The organism is Actinomadura xylanilytica (genome assembly GCF_030283145.1).
GTDB classification, from domain to species: Bacteria; Actinomycetota; Actinomycetes; order Streptosporangiales; family Streptosporangiaceae; genus Spirillospora; species Spirillospora xylanilytica.
The window spans coordinates 1,099,618-1,116,933 of record NZ_JASNWE010000002.1 but is presented as its reverse complement, the minus strand read 5'-3'; the positions used below and the strand labels follow the sequence as shown (position 1 = coordinate 1,116,933).

Genomic DNA, 17,316 nt, shown 5'->3' with positions numbered 1-17,316 from the left:
TCGGGGGCGGTGGTTGGGTCGTGCGTCGTTGTGGGTGGGTCCGGGGTGGCAGAACGCTCGGATATAGGTGAGGAGCGGCTTGCGGGGATCGGTCGGGAGTTGCGGCGGCTGCGGGGCTGTCGGGTCCTCATCGCCCCTACGACGACGATGGCCTGCGGAGCGACAAAGGCCCGACGTAAGTCGCAGACGTAGACCACGCCCTCGCTCTCCCCGCCGGCTGATCACGGTGGGTCCCAGTGTCATCCGGGTGTCTAACGATCAAGAGCTGAGAAAGCGTGGAGCGGGTGACGGGAATCGAACTCGCGCTATCAGCTTGGGAATCATTCTGATCTTGCCCCTCAGGGCCGCTGACCTGGCGTAGTGCCGTGCCGCAAGTGACCGTGAATGCCCCTTGATCACCGTGGCTAATCGCTCGTCGCCTACCTAGTGCTCCGGCTCGCGGGGGGCTGGGGGCTGCGAAGCCCCTCGCTTCGGGCACGCCCAACCCTTTGGCCCTGAGCACCCGCTGATTAGGCGACGACCGAGGCGACGAAGGCGTCCAGGTTCGCCCTGATGCGCGCGACCTTCTCCTCAAGAGAGACACCGTCGTCGTGGCCATCGCCCAGCAGGGTCTGTTTCCTTCCCCGTACGTAAAGGGAGCAGGCCAGGTCAGCGCACAGGTACTTCCCGACGGTGTTGCCCCGCTTGCCAGTCTCGCCGCTGCGCCTCGCGCTCATCAATGCGACGCCGCCGCCGGTGTGCACGGTCTGGCAGAACGAGCACAGACTGGTCGAGTTGAACCCGCGCGCCTTGCCGGGCGCGGACGCGAATCGCAGCGCGATCCCGGTAAGCTGGTCACCCGTGTCAGCGACCAGGTAAGCGCGGTCGGGGGCCTTGGGATCACGCCAGCCGAGGAAGTCAAGGTCGTCCCAGGGTGACTGCGTGAAGTCCTTGGGAAGGTTGAGGCGCTTGGCGTCGCCCTTGGAGCAGTTGACGAAGCAGGACCTCAGGTCGTGTTCGGTAATCGCTCGCATGAGGTGCAAGCCTAGGTTTGCGTTCGTGGCACGGGCAAAGGGTTATCGGGCTAGCGACCTTGGGGAGTGGCCGGCGCCGTGGGCGGATTCCAGTTCAAGCATCGAGGGCCTAAAAGCCGCTGCCCGCATCTCGTGGGCCTGCTCGTTGGAACGGGACTCCTGCCCTCTTCGATGTTCGCTTGGCGGTTCTGGGGCGGCCGTGACCGCGCTGCGAGACGGGACCGGACGGAACAGGCCGCATGCCCGGGTCGCAGAGCCGGGCACGGCCGCCCCGGCGCCCGCTGGCAGGCGCCCTTGACGCTCTGGTGCGCGCCCAGCAGAAACAGAGCGATGTGGACGACGACCGCAAGGCGGGCGTGCTGGTGCCGATGGCGTAATCGTTCGCTCATCGCTTGTCGGCGTCGGAGCAACGGAACGACTAAGGCCCAGTGTTGGGGATCATGTCTCTGATCTGGGCCTTTGCGTGGAGCGGGTGACGGGAATCGAACCCGCGCTATCGGCTTGGGAATCAAACCGATCCCGGCCGTCATAGCGGCTGACCTGCCCTCGCTCGTACCGCCAATGACCGTGACTGCCCCTTGATCACCCTGCCTAATTGCACGCTAATTGCACGCCGCTTGCCTCGCTGACCTACACCGAACCGGCGGGCTCCCAGCGATCGCGCGACACCCCTCGATGCGAACTACCGGCGTACCCGGGCCTTCGCGGCTCTGCCCAGTCGGCAACGTGTGTCGGCGTTTGGATGCGTAAGCCGTTGTGTGCCTCTGTTGCTGTACTCGTCTGCTGTACAGGTCTTCGTGCCAGCCGCATCAAGGTTGATCGAACTCGGTCTCTGGCATCGGCTCGTCCGGGCACCGGTTCTCCGCCCAGGGTTTCCAGGCGCCCTCGTCTACTCGGCTGCTCATGCGATCCGCTTCAACGCAGGCCCGCATCAGCTGCGAGGTCGTGAGGGAAATGGCGGCTATGTAGACCCGGCCCACGTGATGGCAGAGCACGGAGCAATCTTCGCCGGACCGCATGCGCCTCCAAGGTTCGCCTGCTACAGCGGCCAGGTCCTCGACTGACCATCCCAGTGGCCCCGTCATCGCCTTGAGTTGCTGCATGTTATGCCAGCCCGCGCGCATCATGCCGTTGATCGTGACGCGGGACAGGCCGGCAAACGGCAACTCCCTGACGCCGAAGCCGCGGTTGCGCAGGAACCCGCTGAAGATCCTTGCGAACCTGTCCATGCCGGACGGAGTCGCTTCCGCGTCTTCGGGTACCTCGGCCGCCGACGCCGGGTTGCCCAACGCCGGGCAGGACACGTAGTCCTCCAGGGACCCCAACCGAGCGTGGTCGCAGAAGGTCACTCGGTAGGCGAACTCCTTCAGGACCTCGCGATCACGGGCCGGTGGCAGCAGGAGCGCGGGCACCGGATGTCCCGCGATCACCAAAATGTCGGAGAGGGGCAGGCCCAGTTCGTCCGCCAGGGCGCGCAGCCTCGCCGCATCGAACTGTTTGCCCCTGGCCACAAGATCTCGCAGCGCCTCAGCCCGCGTCATGGTTCACACGCTACGGGCGGTTGCGGGCGGGGCCAAGACGCGAATAGAACCAACCGGGTCCGGCGAACGAGAAACCTGGCGCTTGGCAAAACCAAGGCCCAGGTACGGGATCTGATCCCTGACCTGGGCCTTCGTGGTGGAGCGGGTGACGGGAATCGAACCCGCGCTATCAGCTTGGGAATCAAACCGATCCCGGCTGTCATAGCGGCTGACCTGCCCTCCGCTCGTACCGCCAATGACCGTGACTGCCCCTTGATCACCGTGGCTAATTGCGCGCTAATTGCACGCCGCCCGGCCGCTGGCCTGCGCCGATCGACATGTGTCGGTGTCTTGTCGCCGGGTCGGCGCTTGGCCCGTACGGACGCGGGACGTTCCGGGGTGCTCGTTCGCGCGAACGGCGCGCAACCCCGTGACAGACCGTTTCGCGCGAACGAGTGCCCCGGCTCGCGGGGGCCCAGGGGGCGGCGCAGCCCCCTGGTTCGCGCTCGCTCCACCGATCACGCCGCGGGACCGGCCCAGTCTGCTCACCTTCCGAAGATCGGCGGACGGCTTGTCGTCATGGGCTACCGTGCCGATCATGGGCACGGACGACTGGTTGACCAACACTCGAACCTCGTATGACACAGTCGCAACCAACTACGCCGCTCAAGTGCGCGGTGCCATCGCTGGGCATCTGTACCTTCGCGCGGCTCTGGCCCTGTTCGCTGACAGTGTGCGGGCGGCTGGTGGCGGCCCTGTGGCAGATGTCGGCTGCGGCCCCGGCCACGTGACCGCCCACCTCCACGAACTCGGTCTAGAAGCATTCGGAATCGACCTCTCGCCTGGGATGATCGACGTGGCCCGGCGCGATCATCCGGGCCTTCGGTTCGACGTGGGTTCGATGACGGACCTGAATCTTCCGGACGCCTCGGTTGCCGGCCTACTCGCCTGGCAATCCTTGATCCATATACCCGATGAACAGGCGCTGACGGTGTTCGAGCACTTCCACCGAGCATTGCGTCCAGGCGGACCGCTTCAACTCCTGTTCCACGTCGGTGACGGGTCACAGTTGAAGACGGAGGGGTATGGCGGTCAGCCGATGAAGGTCCATGTCCACCGTCGTCAGCCTGACCAGGTGTCGTCCTGGCTACGTAACGCGGGATTCGAGGTCGAGGCTCAGATGCTGCTCAGCCCGGGCGAACCTGCTTCACAGGCGCTCGTATTTGCACGCCGGAGGCTTCAGGCGTAAATCCATGCCAAAGCGGGCGGGTGGGCGACGCGGCGCGGCGGGACCGGACGGGACAGGCCGCACGCCCGGCGCGCCGGGGCGGGCGGCCGCCGGCGACCGCGTAGTGGGCGCCCTTGACGCGCTCGTCCAGGCCGAGCAGACCCGAGACGGTGAGGATGACGACGGGCCAGCCGGAGCGCTGGTGCCCGTGGCCTAATCGCACGCTAATTGCACGACGGCTCTGCGGAGGCCCGGCAAGACCAAGGCCCAAGTACGGGATCTGATCCCTGACCTGGGCCTTCGTGGTGGAGCGGGCGACGGGAATCGAACCCGCGCTATCAGCTTGGGAAGCTGAAGTTCTGCCATTGAACTACACCCGCGTGGGGCGGTGGGGAACCGCCGCGTGGACATCGTACCGGAGATCGGGGGGCGGGTGGGACCGGGACGGGGCGTGCGCGGGGGGCGGCGGGAGCCGGTAGCTTTTCTGACGTGCTGCTCTCTGATCGCGACATCAGGTCCGAGCTCGAATCCGGACGGGTGAGGATCGACCCGTACGAGCCGAACATGGTTCAGCCGTCCAGTGTGGACGTGCGCCTGGACCGGTATTTTCGGGTGTTCGAGAACCATCGGTATCCGCATATCGATCCCGCGGTCGAGCAGCGGGATCTGACCCGGATGGTGGAGGTGGACGCCGACGAGGCGTTCGTGCTGCATCCGGGGGAGTTCGTGCTCGCGTCGACGTACGAGGTCTTCGCGCTGCCCGACGACCTGGCCGCGCGGTTGGAGGGGAAGAGCTCGCTCGGGCGGCTGGGGCTGCTCACGCATTCGACGGCGGGGTGGATCGACCCGGGGTTCACCGGGCACGTGACGCTGGAGCTGTCGAACGTGGCGACACTGCCGATCAAGTTGTGGCCGGGGATGAAGATCGGACAGATGTGCCTATTTCGGACGAGTTCGCCGTCCGAGTACCCCTACGGATCGGCGAAGTACGGGTCGCGGTATCAGGGCCAGCGGGGGCCGACACCGTCGCGGTCCTATCTCAACTTCCACCGGACGAAGGTCTGATCGATTCGTCCGGGAGAACGGGAGGGCAGGTCACCGTGGGCAAATGTGACGCAGATCACCAAAAGATGAAACATCTTCTCGGGACGGGTAGTTTCGGTCGACGCACAGCGTTGGCGTCCGGTTGACAGCTTCTTAACGTGAGCCACATCTCCTCGGGCGCCGTGCACGGATAAGCGCGCTCACAAAGTTTCCGCGCACCCCCGGACCGCCGGGGGCCGGCGTCCACTTCGGATGCCCGTGGGAACACGAAAGGAGATCGTGTCCATACTCCGCGCGGAAAGCGTCACCAAGTTGTTCGGCCGGAAGGCGGCCGAGGCGCAACGAAAACTCAAGGCGGGCTCGGATCCTGAGGAGATCCGCGCCCTCGGCGTCACACCGGCGGTGGTGGACGCGACCTTCGAGGTCGAGCAGGGCGAGATCTTCGTGGTCATGGGCCTGTCCGGCTCGGGCAAATCGACCCTGATCCGGATGTTGAACGGGCTCCTGGAGCTCACCTCGGGCAGCGTCGAGATCGACGGCGAGGACATCGCGAAGATGTCGCCCAAAGCACTGCGGACCTTGCGGCAGAACAAGGTCAGCATGGTCTTCCAGCACTTCGCCCTCTTCCCCCATCGCACCGTTCTGGCCAACGCGGCGTACGGCCTCGAAGTCCGCGGCGTCGCCAAGGCAGAACGAGAGGAGACCGCCCGGGAGTTCCTGGGCCTGGTCGGCCTCGACGGCTGGGAGGACAAGGTCCCCGGCCAGCTCTCGGGCGGCATGCAGCAGCGCGTCGGGCTCGCCCGCGCCCTGGCCGCCGGGACCGACATCATCCTGATGGACGAGGCGTTCAGCGCGCTCGACCCCCTGATCAGGCGCGAGGTGCAGGATCTGCTGATCGACCTGCAACGCCGGCTAAACCGGACGATCGTGTTCATCACCCACGACCTGAACGAGGCCATGCGCATCGGGGACCGCATCGCGGTCATGCGCGACGGCCGGATCGTGCAGATCGGCACGGCCGAGGAGATCCTCACCGACCCCGCGAACGACTACGTCGCGCAGTTCGTCGCCGATGTGGACCGTACCAGGGTGCTGACCGCCGCGTCGGTGATGGAGAAGCCCCTGGTCACCGTGCCCGCCAGCAGCGGCCCGCGGACCGCGCTGCGCACCATGCGCGAGCACCAGACCTCCGCGGCGTTCGTGCTGACCCGGGAGCGCAGGCTGGTCGGGAAGGTGAAGGCCACGGCCGTCGCCGACGCCGTCACCGACGGGGTGCAGTCGCTCGACTCACTGCTCGACCCCGAGGACCTGGACCCGGTGGCGCCCGACACCTCCGTGGCCGAGCTGTTTGCCCGCTGCGCCGAGAGCGATCTCCCGGTTCCGGTCACGGACGAGGACGGGACCCTGCTCGGCGTGATCCCCCGGGTCACGCTGCTGGCCGCGCTGGGCGCGATCAACACTCATGTGGTGGAGGTCACGGAGGAGCCCGCGGGCACCCCCGATCTCGAACTGACGAAGGAGGGCAGCACCGTTGACGCAGAATGACGTGATCGCCTCCGGTGTGCCCCGCGTGCCGGTCGGTGACTGGTTCGACAGCCTGGTCGGCTGGATGACCGACAACCTGGGCGTGCTCTTCGACGGGATCAGCTCCGCGGTGACGTTCACCGTCGAGCACCTCACCACCTGGCTGACCGCTCCGCCCACCTGGGTGCTGATCCTGATCTTCACCGCGCTGGCGCTGCTGCTGGCCGGCTGGAAGCTCGGGCTGTTCACGCTGCTCGGTTTCGGCCTGATCGACAACATGGAGCTGTGGCAGCCGGCGATGGACACGCTGGCGATGGTGCTGGTCGCGGCGGTGGTGGCGGTGGTGATCGCGCTCCCGCTCGGCGTCGCCGCCGCCCGGAGCAACGTGGTGAGCCGCGTCCTGCGTCCGATCCTGGACCTCATGCAGACGATGCCGCCGTTCGTCTATCTGATCCCGGCGGTGTTCTTCTTCAGCATCGGCGTGGTCCCGGGCGTGGTGGCGACCGTGATCTTCGCGCTGCCCCCCGGCGTCCGGCTCACCGAGCTCGGCATCCGCGGCGTCGACAAGGAGATGGTGGAGGCGGGCCACGCGTTCGGCACCCCGCCGAACCGCATCCTGACCCGCATCCAGATCCCGCTCGCGATGCCGTCGATCATGACCGGCATCAACCAGCTCATCATGCTGTCGCTGTCGATGGTCGTCATCGCGGGGATGGCCGGCGCCGACGGTCTCGGCGGCGAGGTGCTGGAGGGCATCAACCGGGTCGACATCCCCAAGGGCTTCGAAGGCGGCGTCGCGGTCGTCGTGGTGGCGATCTTCCTCGACCGGCTGACCGGCTCGTTCGGCCAGGGCGGCGGCATGGGGCTCACCCTCTTCCAGCGGGGCGCGAGCAACATGTCCTCCGGGCGCACCGTGGACCCCACCAAGCTGACCACGAAGCCGCGCGCGAAGACCCCCGCCGAGGTGCCCGCGAAGACGTCCGAGAAGGCGTCCGCGACGGCAGCGGCGGACTCGCCCCGTTGAACCTCCCGAAATACAACGAAAGGACACAGGCAGTATGCGCCTGACATTCAAGAAGGTGGCCGTGGCCACCGTGGCGTTGTCGCTGACCCTCTCCGCCGCGGCCTGCGGTGGCGGCGACGACTCCGGTTCCGGCAAGAACGACAAGAAGCTGACGATCGGCATGGTGTCCGGCTGGGCCGAGGGCGAGGCCGCGACCGCGCTGTGGAAGCGGGTCCTGACCGACAAGGGCTACACGGTCGACGTCAAGACGCTGGACACCGGCCCCCTCTACACCGGCATGTCCAAGGGTGACGTGGACCTGTTCCTCGACTCCTGGCTGCCCGGCACGCACGAGGACTATTGGAAGAAGTACGGCGACAAGCTCGAGAAGGTCGGCGTCTGGTACGACAAGGCCCCGCTGACCATCGCGGTGCCGAATTACTCGCCGCTGAAGTCGCTGGCCGACCTCAAGGGCAAGGGCTCCAGCTACGACGGCAAGATCATCGGCATTGAGAAGAGCTCCGGCCTCTACCGGGTGTCGCAGGAGGAGATGCTCCCCGCCTACGACATCAAGGACGAGTACAAGGTCACCACCTCGTCCACGGCGGCCATGCTCACCGAGCTGAAGAAGGCCACCGACGCCAAGAAGGACATCGTCGTCACGCTGTGGCGTCCGCACTGGGCCTACAGCAAGTTCCCGATCCGCGACCTGGCCGACCCCAAGGGCGCGATGGGCAAGCCCGACGGCGTCAACACCATCGCGCGCAAGGGCTTCGGCGAGGACCAGCCCGAGATCACGGCCTGGCTGAAGAAGTTCAGGATGGACGACGAGCACCTCGGGCCCCTCGAGGACTTGATGGAGAACAAGTTCAAGGGCAAGCCCGACGAGGCCGTGAACGAGTGGATCAAGACCAACGGGGACTACGCCAAGCAGCTCACCAGCTGAGTCCCCGTCCCGGGTACGTCCTGGGACCGTTCCCGGGACGGCGGGCAGGGGCGCTCCAGCGCGCTCCAGGGCCGTCCCGCGGGACGCGAAGGTGACAGAGGGCCGTCCGGGCGACCGGACGGCCCTCTGCCGTTCCCGGACGTTCCGGACGTTCCCGGGACGTCAGTCGGCCAGGCCGACGCCCAGCAGGACCACGACGAGGCCCAGCGCGGTCGCGCAGAGCGTCAGGATCCTGGGGTGGTCGCTGTGCGCCTCGGGCAGGATCTCCGCCGCCGCCAGGTAGAGCAGCACCCCGGCGAACAGCCCCAGATACGGGCCGAGGACCGAGCGGGGCACGCTGATCAGCAGGGTGGCCGCGGCCCCGGCGATCGGGGCGAGGGCGTCCGCGAACAGCAGCACCAGTGCCGGACGCCGGCCGGCGCGGTTCAGCGAGGCGGCGGTGAAGGTGTTGAAGCCGTCCGCGAAGTCGTGCGTGACCACCGCGAGCGCCACGAACGCGCCGACCTCGGTCCCGGACTGGAAGCCGAGTCCGATGCTGAGCCCGTCGATGAAGCTGTGCGCCACCAGCGCGCACGCGGCCAGCAGCCCCACCTTCGCCGCCCCGGCTCCCTGGGCCCCGGTTGCCTGGGCCCCGGCGGCCGGCGGACGGGGCACGGCGGGACCGTGCGCGTGGACGTGCGGCGCGTACTCCCCCTCGTGCCCCCGGTGGATGGCCACCGACTGCTCCACCACGTGCAGCAGCAGGAAGCCGCAGGCGAAGCCGATCATCGGCGCGGGCACCCCCAGCGGTCCCGGGCCGGACATCTCCAGTGACTCGGGCACCAGGTCGAACGCGACGACACCGAGCATCAGCCCGCCGGCGAGGCCGAGCACCAGATGCCGGTGGTCGTGCACGCGCATGGCCGCGAGACCACCGGCGAGCGTCATCAGGAACGCCAGGAGCGACAGCAGCACGGCCATGGTCCGGTCCTATCCCGGACCGGGGAAACGCTTGCCCAACGGGACACCATGTACGCCTATAGAACGCCGACGGGGACGCGAAGGCCCCCGGGGCGGCCGTGGTGGTCGCGCCGGGGGCCCTGCGGCGGCCTATTCCGCGGCGACCGGCTGCTTCTCCGGTGCGGTGCCCTCACCCTTGATCGAGCGGATGAGGAGCTGCGAGACGTCCACGACCTCCAGCGTCTCCTTGGCCTCGCCCGAGTTCTTCTTCTCGTTGATGGCGTCGCCGAGCATCACCAGGCAGAACGGGCAGGCGGTGGAGACGGTGTCGGGGTTGGTCTCCAGGGCCTCGTCCACGCGCTCGGTGTTGATCCGCTTGCCGATGCGCTCTTCCATCCACATCCGCGCGCCGCCGGCGCCGCAGCAGAAGCCGCGGTCCTTGTGCCGGTGCATCTCCTGGGTCTTGACGCCGGGCACCGTGGCCATGATGTCGCGCGGCTGCTTGTAGACCTTGTTGTGCCGGCCGAGGAAGCAGGGGTCGTGGTAGGTGATGTTCTCCTCGATCGGGGCGACCGGGGTGAGCTTCCCCTCCTCGACCAGGTGCGCGAGCAGCTGGGTGTGGTGCACGACCTCGTACTGGCCGCCGATCTGCGGGTACTCGTTGGCCAGGGTGTTGAAGCAGTGCGGGCAGGTCGCGACGATCTTCTTGACGCCCGCCTCGTTCAGGGTCTCGACGTTCTGCTGGCCGAGCATCTGGAAGACGAACTCCATGCCGAGCCGGCGGGCCGGGTCGCCGGTGCACGCCTCCATCGGGCCGAGCACGGCGAACTTGACGCCCGCGATGTGCAGCAGCTCGGCGACGGCCTTGGTGGTCTTCTTGGCGCGGTCCTCGAGGGCGCCGGCGCAGCCGACCCAGAAGAGGTACTCGGTGTCCTCGGGCATCGTGTCCTCGACGACGGCGACCTCGAAGTCGAGCTCCTGGGTCCAGTCGAGCCGCTTGGTCTCCGACATCCCCCACGGGTTGCCCTTGTTCTCCAGGTTCTTGAGCATCACCCCCGCCTCGGACGGGAACGACGACTCGATCATGACCTGGAAGCGGCGCATGTCCAGGATGTGGTCGATGTGCTCGATGTCGACCGGGCACTGCTCGACGCACGCGCCGCAGTTGGTGCACGACCACAGCACGTCGGGGTGGATGACGCCGTCCTCGCCGACGAGCTCCCTGTCCACCTGCATGGTGGCCTTCTGCTCGTCGGTGAACTTCGCCCGCTCGTCCTCGGAGGCGAGCATGTACGGCGCCTTGGCGAACGCGTGGTCGCGCAGCTCCAGGACGAGCATCTTCGGCGACAGCGGCTTGCCGGTGTTCCAGGCGGGGCACTGCGACTGGCAACGCCCGCACTCGGTGCAGGTGGCCATGTCGAGGAGGCCCTTCCAGGTGAAGTCCTCGATCTTGCCGCGGCCGAAGGTGTCCTCGTCCGGGTCGGCCTCCTCGAAGTCGAGGGGCTTGCCCTGGCTCATCATCGGCTGCACCGCGCCGAGGCCGTCGGGCCGGCGCTTGAACATGACGTTCAGCGGCGCGATGAAGATGTGCAGGTGCTTGGAGTTGACCACGATGACCAGGAACACCAGCGCCACACCGATGTGCAGCAGCAGGCCGACCGACTCCAGCACCTCGAGGGTGTCGTGGCTCATCCCCTTGAAGAGCTGCCCGACCAGGTAGGAGAAGTAGGCGCCCTTGCCGTAGTCGAGGTTGCCGCTGGCCCACTCGACGCCGCGGAAGAAGAACATCGTCCAGACGACGTTGAAGATCATGAAGAGGATCAGCCACGCGCCGCCGGTGTGCGAGCCCTTGAACCGGGAGCCGCGGTCGAGCCTGGCCGGCGAGTTCTTCCACCGGATCGCCGCGAAGACGATCAGGCCGAGCGTGGCGGCGAGCGCGATCGTGTCCTGGACGAACCCGATCGGTCCCCAGGTCTGGAGCCCCGGAATGTGCTTGTCGAGCCCGAACAGCAGCGCGACCGCGGCCTCAAGGTAGACGGTGGCCAGCAGGATGAACGCCCACATGACCGCGAAGTGCGCCATGCCGGCGAGGGTCCACTTGAGCAGCTTGCGCTGCCCCATGACCTCGACGACCTGGCCCTCGATGTCGGCCTTGGGGTCGCGCTTGACCTGGAGGATCCGCTCAGGGTCGGGCTGGCCGACCTTGAAGAGCTTCCACAGGAAGAGCACCCGCCGTCCGGCGAGCGCGAGGGCGACCGCCGTCCCGGCGAGCCCAATGATCAAAGTGAGCCAGAACACTGTTCCGTCCTCCTGAGGTACGGGCGATGGCTGTCAGCGTAAGGCTCGCGACAGAACGCGCTTCAACCGGGGGCCGAACACTACTCGGCAGTAGCTTACCCGCCGTCGGGGATGCCTCCCGGACATCGCGACGATCAGGCGTGCACGGGCCGCGATCCCCGTACCTGCGGGAATCGCCGGACCCGGCACGGCGCCCCGTCCTCAGGACCACGACATTCCACCGGGCCGCCCGCTCCGGGCGCGCCCGGAGCGGGCGGGTCAGGCCAGGCGTTCGAAGATCGCGGCGAGGCCCTGGCCGCCGCCGATGCACATGGTCTCCAGGCCGTAGCGGGCCTCCCGGCGGTGCATCTCGCGGGCGAGGGTGGCCAGGATCCGCGCGCCGGTCGCGCCCACGGGATGGCCGAGGGAGATGCCGGAGCCGTTGACGTTGACCCGGTCCCAGTCGGCGGCCTTGAGGTCCCACTCGCGGGTGACCGCGATGGCCTGGGCGGCGAACGCCTCGTTCAGCTCGATGAGGTCGATATCGGCGAGGGTGAGGCCGGCGGACGCGAGCGCGCGGGCGGTGGCGGGAACGGGGCCGATGCCCATGGTGCGGGGCGGGACGCCGGCCAGCGCCCAGGAGACCAGCCGGACGAGGGGGCGCAGGCCCAGTTCGGCGGCGCGCTCAGGGGTGGTGACGACGCAGACGGCGGCGGCGTCGTTCTGGCCGCTGGCGTTGCCCGCGGTGACGGTGGCCTGGTCGTCGTCCCGGCCGAGGACGGGACGCAGCCTGGCGAGCCCCTCCAGCGTGGTGTCGGGGCGGGGGTGCTCGTCGGTGTCGACGACCGTGTCGCCTTTACGCGACCGCACCGTCACCGGGACGATCTCGTCGGCGAAGCGCCCCTCGCGCTGGGCGGCGACGGCGAGCCGGTGGGAGCGGACGGCCAGCTCGTCCTGCTCCTCGCGGCCGATGCCGTACTCGCGGCGGAGGTTCTCGGCGGTCTCCAGCATCCCGCCGGGGACCGGGTGGTGGACGCCTCCGGCGGTCACCCGCCCGCGCGCGAGCGCGTCGTGGAGCTCGAGTCCCGTGCCGCGGACGCCCCAGCGCGCCTCGGTGGTGTAGAACGGCGCGTTGCTCATGCTCTCCGCGCCGCCCGCGATCACCACCTCGCTGACACCGGTCTGGACCTGCATCGCGGCGTTCAGGACGGCCTGGAGGCCCGAGCCGCACCGCCGGTCGATCTGAGTGCCGCCGACCTCGACGGGCAGGCCCGCGTCCAGCGCGGCGACGCGTCCGATGGCGGGGGCGTCCGCGCTGGGGTTGCACTGGCCGAGGATCACCTCGTCGACGGCGCCGCCCGGCAGCCCGGTCCGCTCGACGAGGGCCCGGATCGCGGTGGCGGCCAGCTCGACGGGCGAGACGGTCTTGAACACCCCGCCGAATCGGCCGATCGGGGTACGCAGCGGTTCGCAGATCACCGCTTCTCGCATAAGGGCTCCTGAGCTGGGGACGATGGCAGCACCCGAAGGCTATGAGGTGCCCGCGAGGCCCCGTACCGCGGGCTTCCATCCAGCCCGCGCGGCGGCCCGCCCAGCGGGCGATGCCGAACAGCCAGGGCAGCGGGGCGTCCGGCAAATCGGCCATCCGCCGCCACACGACGCAGAACGTCTCGCTGGCCACCTCCTCGGCCGCCTGCCGGCCGGCCCGGCTCGCGGCGCAGCCGTAGACGCGCCGGTAGTGGGTGTCGTAGAGCGCCGTGAAGGCGGCGGTCCTTCTTACCGGTGGTCGGCGGGCGCCGGGAACCGGAATAGGGCGCTCATACGTCCTGTTGTAGAGACCGGCAGCAAAGTTGAGTCGGGTCGACTCAAGTCATTTGACAAGACGGCCGACCCGGTGCACCCTTGCCGACAGAGACTGAACCGGCCGCACCCTGGGGGGACGCGCCGGGGGGCGGTACGGCGCGACGTGACGCGGTATCGCGATACAGGGAAGCCAAAAGACGGAGGACGAGAGACATGGCACGTGCGGTCGGCATCGACCTCGGGACGACCAACTCGGTCGTCGCGATCCTGGAGGGCGGCGAGCCCACCGTCATCGCGAACGCGGAGGGGTCGCGGACCACGCCGTCCGTCGTCGCCTTCGCCAAGAACGGCGAGGTGCTCGTCGGCGAGGTCGCCAAGCGCCAGGCGGTGACCAACGTTGACCGGACGATCCGCTCGGTCAAGCGCGAGATGGGCACCGACTGGAAGACCAGCATCGACGGCAAGGACTTCACCCCTCAGCAGATCAGCGCGTTCGTGCTGCAGAAGCTGAAGCGGGACGCCGAGTCCTACCTGGGCGAGACGGTCACCGACGCGGTCGTCACCGTGCCCGCCTACTTCTCCGACCACCAGCGGCAGGCCACCAAGGAGGCCGGCACGATCGCGGGCCTGAACGTCCTGCGCATCATCAACGAGCCGACGTCGGCCGCGCTGGCCTACCACCTGGAGAAGGAGAACGAGGCCACCATCCTGGTCTTCGACCTCGGCGGCGGCACGTTCGACGTGTCCCTGCTGGAGGTCGGCGACGGCGTGGTCGAGGTGAAGGCCACCAGCGGCGACAACCACCTGGGCGGCGACGACTGGGACAACAAGGTCGTCGAGTGGCTGGTCGAGAAGTTCAAGAACGCCAACGGCGTCGACCTGTCCAAGGACAAGATGGCGCTCCAGCGGCTGCGCGAGGCCGCGGAGAAGGCCAAGATCGAGCTGTCCGGCGGCGCCGAGACGCAGATCAACCTGCCCTACATCACCGCCTCGTCCGAGGGGCCGCTGCACCTCGACGAGAAGCTGACCCGCGGCGAGTTCCAGCGGATGACCGCCGACCTGCTCGAGCGCACCAAGGCGCCGTTCAACCAGGTCCTCAAGGACGCCGGCATCTCGATCGACGGCATCCACCAGGTCGTGATGGTCGGCGGGTCCACCCGGATGCCCGCCGTCTCCGAGCTGGTCAAGGAGCTCTCGGGCAAGGACCCCAACAAGGGCGTCAACCCCGACGAGGTCGTGTCGATCGGCGCGTCCCTCCAGGCCGGCGTGCTCAAGGGCGAGGTCAAGGACGTCCTGCTTCTGGACGTGACCCCGCTCAGCCTGGGCATCGAGACCAAGGGCGGCATCTTCACCAAGATCATCGAGCGGAACACCACGATCCCGACCAAGCGGTCGGAGACCTTCACCACCGCCGACGACAACCAGCCGTCCGTGGAGATCCAGGTCTACCAGGGCGAGCGCGAGATCGCGGCGTACAACAAGAAGCTCGGCACCTTCCAGTTGACCGGCCTGCCGCCGGCGCCGCGCGGCGTCCCGCAGATCGAGGTCACCTTCGACATCGACGCCAACGGCATCGTCAACGTCAGCGCCAAGGACCAGGGCACCGGCCGCGAGCAGTCGATGGTCATCACCGGCGGCAGCGCGCTGCCGAAGGACGACATCAACAAGATGATGCGCGAGGCCGAGGAGTACGCCGAGGAGGACCGCAAGCGCAAGGAGGAGGCCGAGGTCCGCAACCAGGCCGACACTCTCGCCTACTCGACCGAGAAGTTCCTGCGGGAGAACGACGAGAAGGTCCCGGCCGAGCTGAAGACCGAGGTCGGCGACGCCGTCGCCGAGGTCAAGAAGGCGCTCGAGGGCACCGACGTCGACGCGATCAAGACCAGCGCCGAGAAGCTCGCCCAGATCAGCCAGAAGATGGGCGCGGCGATGTACGCCCAGAACCCCGAGGGCGCGCAGGCCGACGCGGGCGCCGACCCGGGTCCGACGGCCGGCACCCAGGGCGGGGCCGGTGAGCAGCAGGACGACGAAGTCGTCGATGCCGAGATCGTGGACGACGACAAGCCGAAGGGCGGTGCCGCGTGACGACCTCCCCCAAGGGCGAGGGCGAAGAGCGCGAGGGCCCGGTGATCCGCGACAAGCGGCGCATCGATCCCGAGACCTACGCGGTCCGCGAGACCGCGGGCTCCGGGGACCAGGCGGAGACGCCGGCCCCCGGGGCCGAGGCCGGGGCCGGGGCGCCCGCGGACGAGGAGGCCGCCGCGCTCAAGGCGCAGCTCGCCGAGCGCACCGCCGACCTGCAACGGCTCCAGGCCGAGTACGCCAACTACCGCAAGCGGGTCGACCGCGACCGGGGCGCACTCCGCGAGCAGGCGGTCGGCAGCGTGCTGAACGAGCTGCTGCCCGTGCTCGACGACATCGGCCGGGCCCGCGACCACGACGAGCTCACCGGCGGCTTCAAGTCCGTCGGCGAGGCGCTGGAGGCCGCGGTCGGCAAGCTCGGCCTGGCGAAGTACGGCGAGAAGGGCGAGCCCTTCGACCCGACGGTGCACGAGGCGCTGATGCACGGCTACTCGCCGGACGTCGACGAGACGAGCGTCGGCGACGTGCTCCAGCCCGGCTACCGCATCGGCGAGCGGATCCTGCGGGCCGCCCGGGTCGCGGTGGTCGAGCCCGGCCCGGACGCGGACGGCGGGGACGCGGCCGGCGACGGCGAATGAACCGATCCGGGCGGTGCCGTCCCGTCCCGGCCGAGGCCGGCCGGGGCGGCGCCGCCCGGGACCCGTACGACCCATTCGTTTTGCAGTGGCGATAGCAGAGAGCGGGGCGCCGTGAGCACCAAGGACTACCTGGAGAAGGACTACTACAAGGTCCTCGGTGTCTCGAAGACGGCCTCCCAGGACGAGATCAAGAAGTCGTACCGCAAGCTGGCCCGCAAGTTCCACCCGGACGCCAACAAGGGCGACTCCGACGCCGAGGACAGGTTCAAGGAGGTCTCCGAGGCCTACGACGTCCTGTCCGACGACAAGCGCCGCAAGGAGTACGACGGCGTCCGGTCGATGCCGAGCGGCTTCCGCGGCGGCCAGCAGGGCGGCGGGTTCGGATTCGACCTCGGCGACCTGTTCGGCCAGCAGGGCGGCCAGGGCGGCGCGGGCGGCGGCACCGGCGAACGCATCGGCGACCTGTTCGGCGGCCTGTTCAACCGCGGCGGCGGGGGCGGCACGGGCACCCGCCCGACCAGCGGGGCGCGGCGGGCGCGGCGCGGCGCCGACGTCGAGACCGACGTGACGCTGTCGTTCGGCCGCGCCATGAACGGCGTGACCGTGCCGATCAAGCTGACCAGCGAGGCCGGCTGCCCGAGCTGCCACGGCACCGGCGCGAAGGCCGGCACCGTTCCGCGGGTGTGCCCGAACTGCGAGGGCACCGGGCAGGAGACCCGCAACCTGGGCAGCTTCGGCTTCCAGGAGCCGTGCCAGGAGTGCCGCGGCCGGGGGCTCGTCGTCGACGACCCGTGCCCGACCTGCCACGGCAGCGGCCGGGCGACCGGCACCCGCACGATCCAGGCCCGCATCCCGGCGGGCGTCGCCGACGGGCAGAAGATCCGGCTCAAGGGCAAGGGCGCCCCGGGCGAGAACGGCGGCCAGGCCGGCGACCTCTACGTCAACATCAAGGTCAAGCCGCACAAGGTGTTCGGCCGCAGCGCCGACAACCTCACGCTGACCGTCCCGGTGACCTTCCCCGAGGCCGCGCTCGGCGCCGAGATCAAGGTGCCGACCTTCCAGGGGCCGCCGGTCACGCTGCGGCTCCCCGAGGGCACCCCGAACGGGCGCACCTTCCGGGTCCGCGGGCGCGGCTCCGCCCGCCGCGACGGCACCAAGGGCGACCTCCTGGTCACCGTCGACGTGAACGTCCCGCAGAAGGTCGACGACCACACCCGCGAGGCGCTGGAGAAGCTGCACGAGGCGGGCGACGGCGACGACCTGCGCAGCGAGCTGCTCCAACAGGCCAGACAGGAGTGA

At 68.9% G+C, this 17,316-nt stretch carries 13 protein-coding genes, 1 tRNA gene and 1 pseudogene; 9 read left to right on the top strand and 6 right to left on the bottom strand.

The features are described from left to right. Positions 1-509 precede the first annotated feature (509 nt). Entirely contained in the window at positions 510-1,013 is a 504-nt protein-coding gene (locus QP090_RS16360) for an FBP domain-containing protein (protein WP_285939750.1), read from the bottom strand. 239 nt (positions 1,014-1,252) lie between these two features. On the opposite strand from QP090_RS16360, the gene QP090_RS16355 reads away from it, so the two are divergent. Continuing rightward, on the top strand, positions 1,253-1,390 hold the full coding sequence (locus QP090_RS16355) for a hypothetical protein (protein WP_285939748.1): 138 nt from the start codon (positions 1,253-1,255) through the stop codon (positions 1,388-1,390). A gap of 432 nt (positions 1,391-1,822) precedes the next feature. Here the strand turns inward: QP090_RS16355 and QP090_RS16350 are convergent, their stop codons facing one another. After that, positions 1,823-2,554 carry a hypothetical protein gene (locus QP090_RS16350; RefSeq protein ID WP_285939746.1) on the bottom strand — a complete coding sequence of 244 codons (732 nt, stop codon included), beginning with the start codon at positions 2,552-2,554 and terminating at the stop codon, positions 1,823-1,825. Between the two features lie 577 nt (positions 2,555-3,131). Between QP090_RS16350 and QP090_RS16345 the strand changes: the two genes are divergently transcribed. After that, positions 3,132-3,782 carry a class I SAM-dependent methyltransferase gene (locus QP090_RS16345; protein ID WP_285939744.1) on the top strand — a complete coding sequence of 217 codons (651 nt, stop codon included), beginning with the start codon at positions 3,132-3,134 and terminating at the stop codon, positions 3,780-3,782. 285 nt (positions 3,783-4,067) lie between these two features. Here the strand turns inward: QP090_RS16345 and QP090_RS16340 are convergent. Beyond that, positions 4,068-4,141, bottom strand: a tRNA-Gly gene (locus QP090_RS16340). Positions 4,142-4,250: 109 nt separating this feature from the next. Between QP090_RS16340 and dcd the strand changes: the two genes are divergently transcribed. The 4 genes and pseudogenes from dcd to QP090_RS16320 all read left to right on the top strand — a co-directional run bounded on the left by dcd (position 4,251) and on the right by QP090_RS16320 (position 8,278). Beyond that, entirely contained in the window at positions 4,251-4,826 is a 576-nt protein-coding gene (dcd, locus tag QP090_RS16335) for a dCTP deaminase (RefSeq protein WP_285939743.1), read from the top strand. Between the two features lie 258 nt (positions 4,827-5,084). Beyond that, entirely contained in the window at positions 5,085-6,350 is a 1,266-nt protein-coding gene (locus QP090_RS16330) for a quaternary amine ABC transporter ATP-binding protein (protein ID WP_285939741.1), read from the top strand. Positions 6,351-6,492: 142 nt separating this feature from the next. Next, positions 6,493-7,170, top strand: a pseudogene (locus tag QP090_RS37540) (ABC transporter permease); the annotation flags it as partial. 217 nt (positions 7,171-7,387) lie between these two features. Then, entirely contained in the window at positions 7,388-8,278 is an 891-nt protein-coding gene (locus QP090_RS16320; protein WP_285939739.1) for a glycine betaine ABC transporter substrate-binding protein, read from the top strand. A 162-nt stretch (positions 8,279-8,440) separates the two neighbouring features. Here QP090_RS16320 and QP090_RS16315 read toward each other — a convergent pair whose 3' ends face one another. From QP090_RS16315 to QP090_RS16305, 3 genes are all read right to left on the bottom strand, one after another. Beyond that, positions 8,441-9,238, bottom strand: a complete 798-nt coding sequence (locus QP090_RS16315) for a ZIP family metal transporter (protein ID WP_285939738.1) — start codon at positions 9,236-9,238, stop codon at positions 8,441-8,443. 129 nt (positions 9,239-9,367) lie between these two features. After that, positions 9,368-11,515, bottom strand: a complete 2,148-nt coding sequence (locus QP090_RS16310) for a (Fe-S)-binding protein (RefSeq protein ID WP_285939737.1) — start codon at positions 11,513-11,515, stop codon at positions 9,368-9,370. Between the two features lie 258 nt (positions 11,516-11,773). Beyond that, entirely contained in the window at positions 11,774-12,985 is a 1,212-nt protein-coding gene (locus QP090_RS16305; RefSeq protein WP_285939735.1) for an acetyl-CoA C-acetyltransferase, read from the bottom strand. A gap of 525 nt (positions 12,986-13,510) precedes the next feature. Here QP090_RS16305 and dnaK point away from each other — a divergent pair. The 3 genes from dnaK to dnaJ all read left to right on the top strand — a co-directional run bounded on the left by dnaK (position 13,511) and on the right by dnaJ (position 17,316). After that, the gene (gene dnaK / locus QP090_RS16295) at positions 13,511-15,382 is read left to right on the top strand and encodes a molecular chaperone DnaK (protein WP_285939734.1); all 1,872 of its coding nucleotides are present in this window, start codon (positions 13,511-13,513) and stop codon (positions 15,380-15,382) included. Beyond that, on the top strand, positions 15,379-16,017 hold the full coding sequence (gene grpE / locus QP090_RS16290; protein ID WP_285939732.1) for a nucleotide exchange factor GrpE: 639 nt from the start codon (positions 15,379-15,381) through the stop codon (positions 16,015-16,017). The genes dnaK and grpE overlap by 4 nt, the downstream gene beginning before the upstream one ends. A gap of 111 nt (positions 16,018-16,128) precedes the next feature. Continuing rightward, positions 16,129-17,316 carry a molecular chaperone DnaJ gene (dnaJ, locus tag QP090_RS16285; protein ID WP_285939731.1) on the top strand — a complete coding sequence of 396 codons (1,188 nt, stop codon included), beginning with the start codon at positions 16,129-16,131 and terminating at the stop codon, positions 17,314-17,316.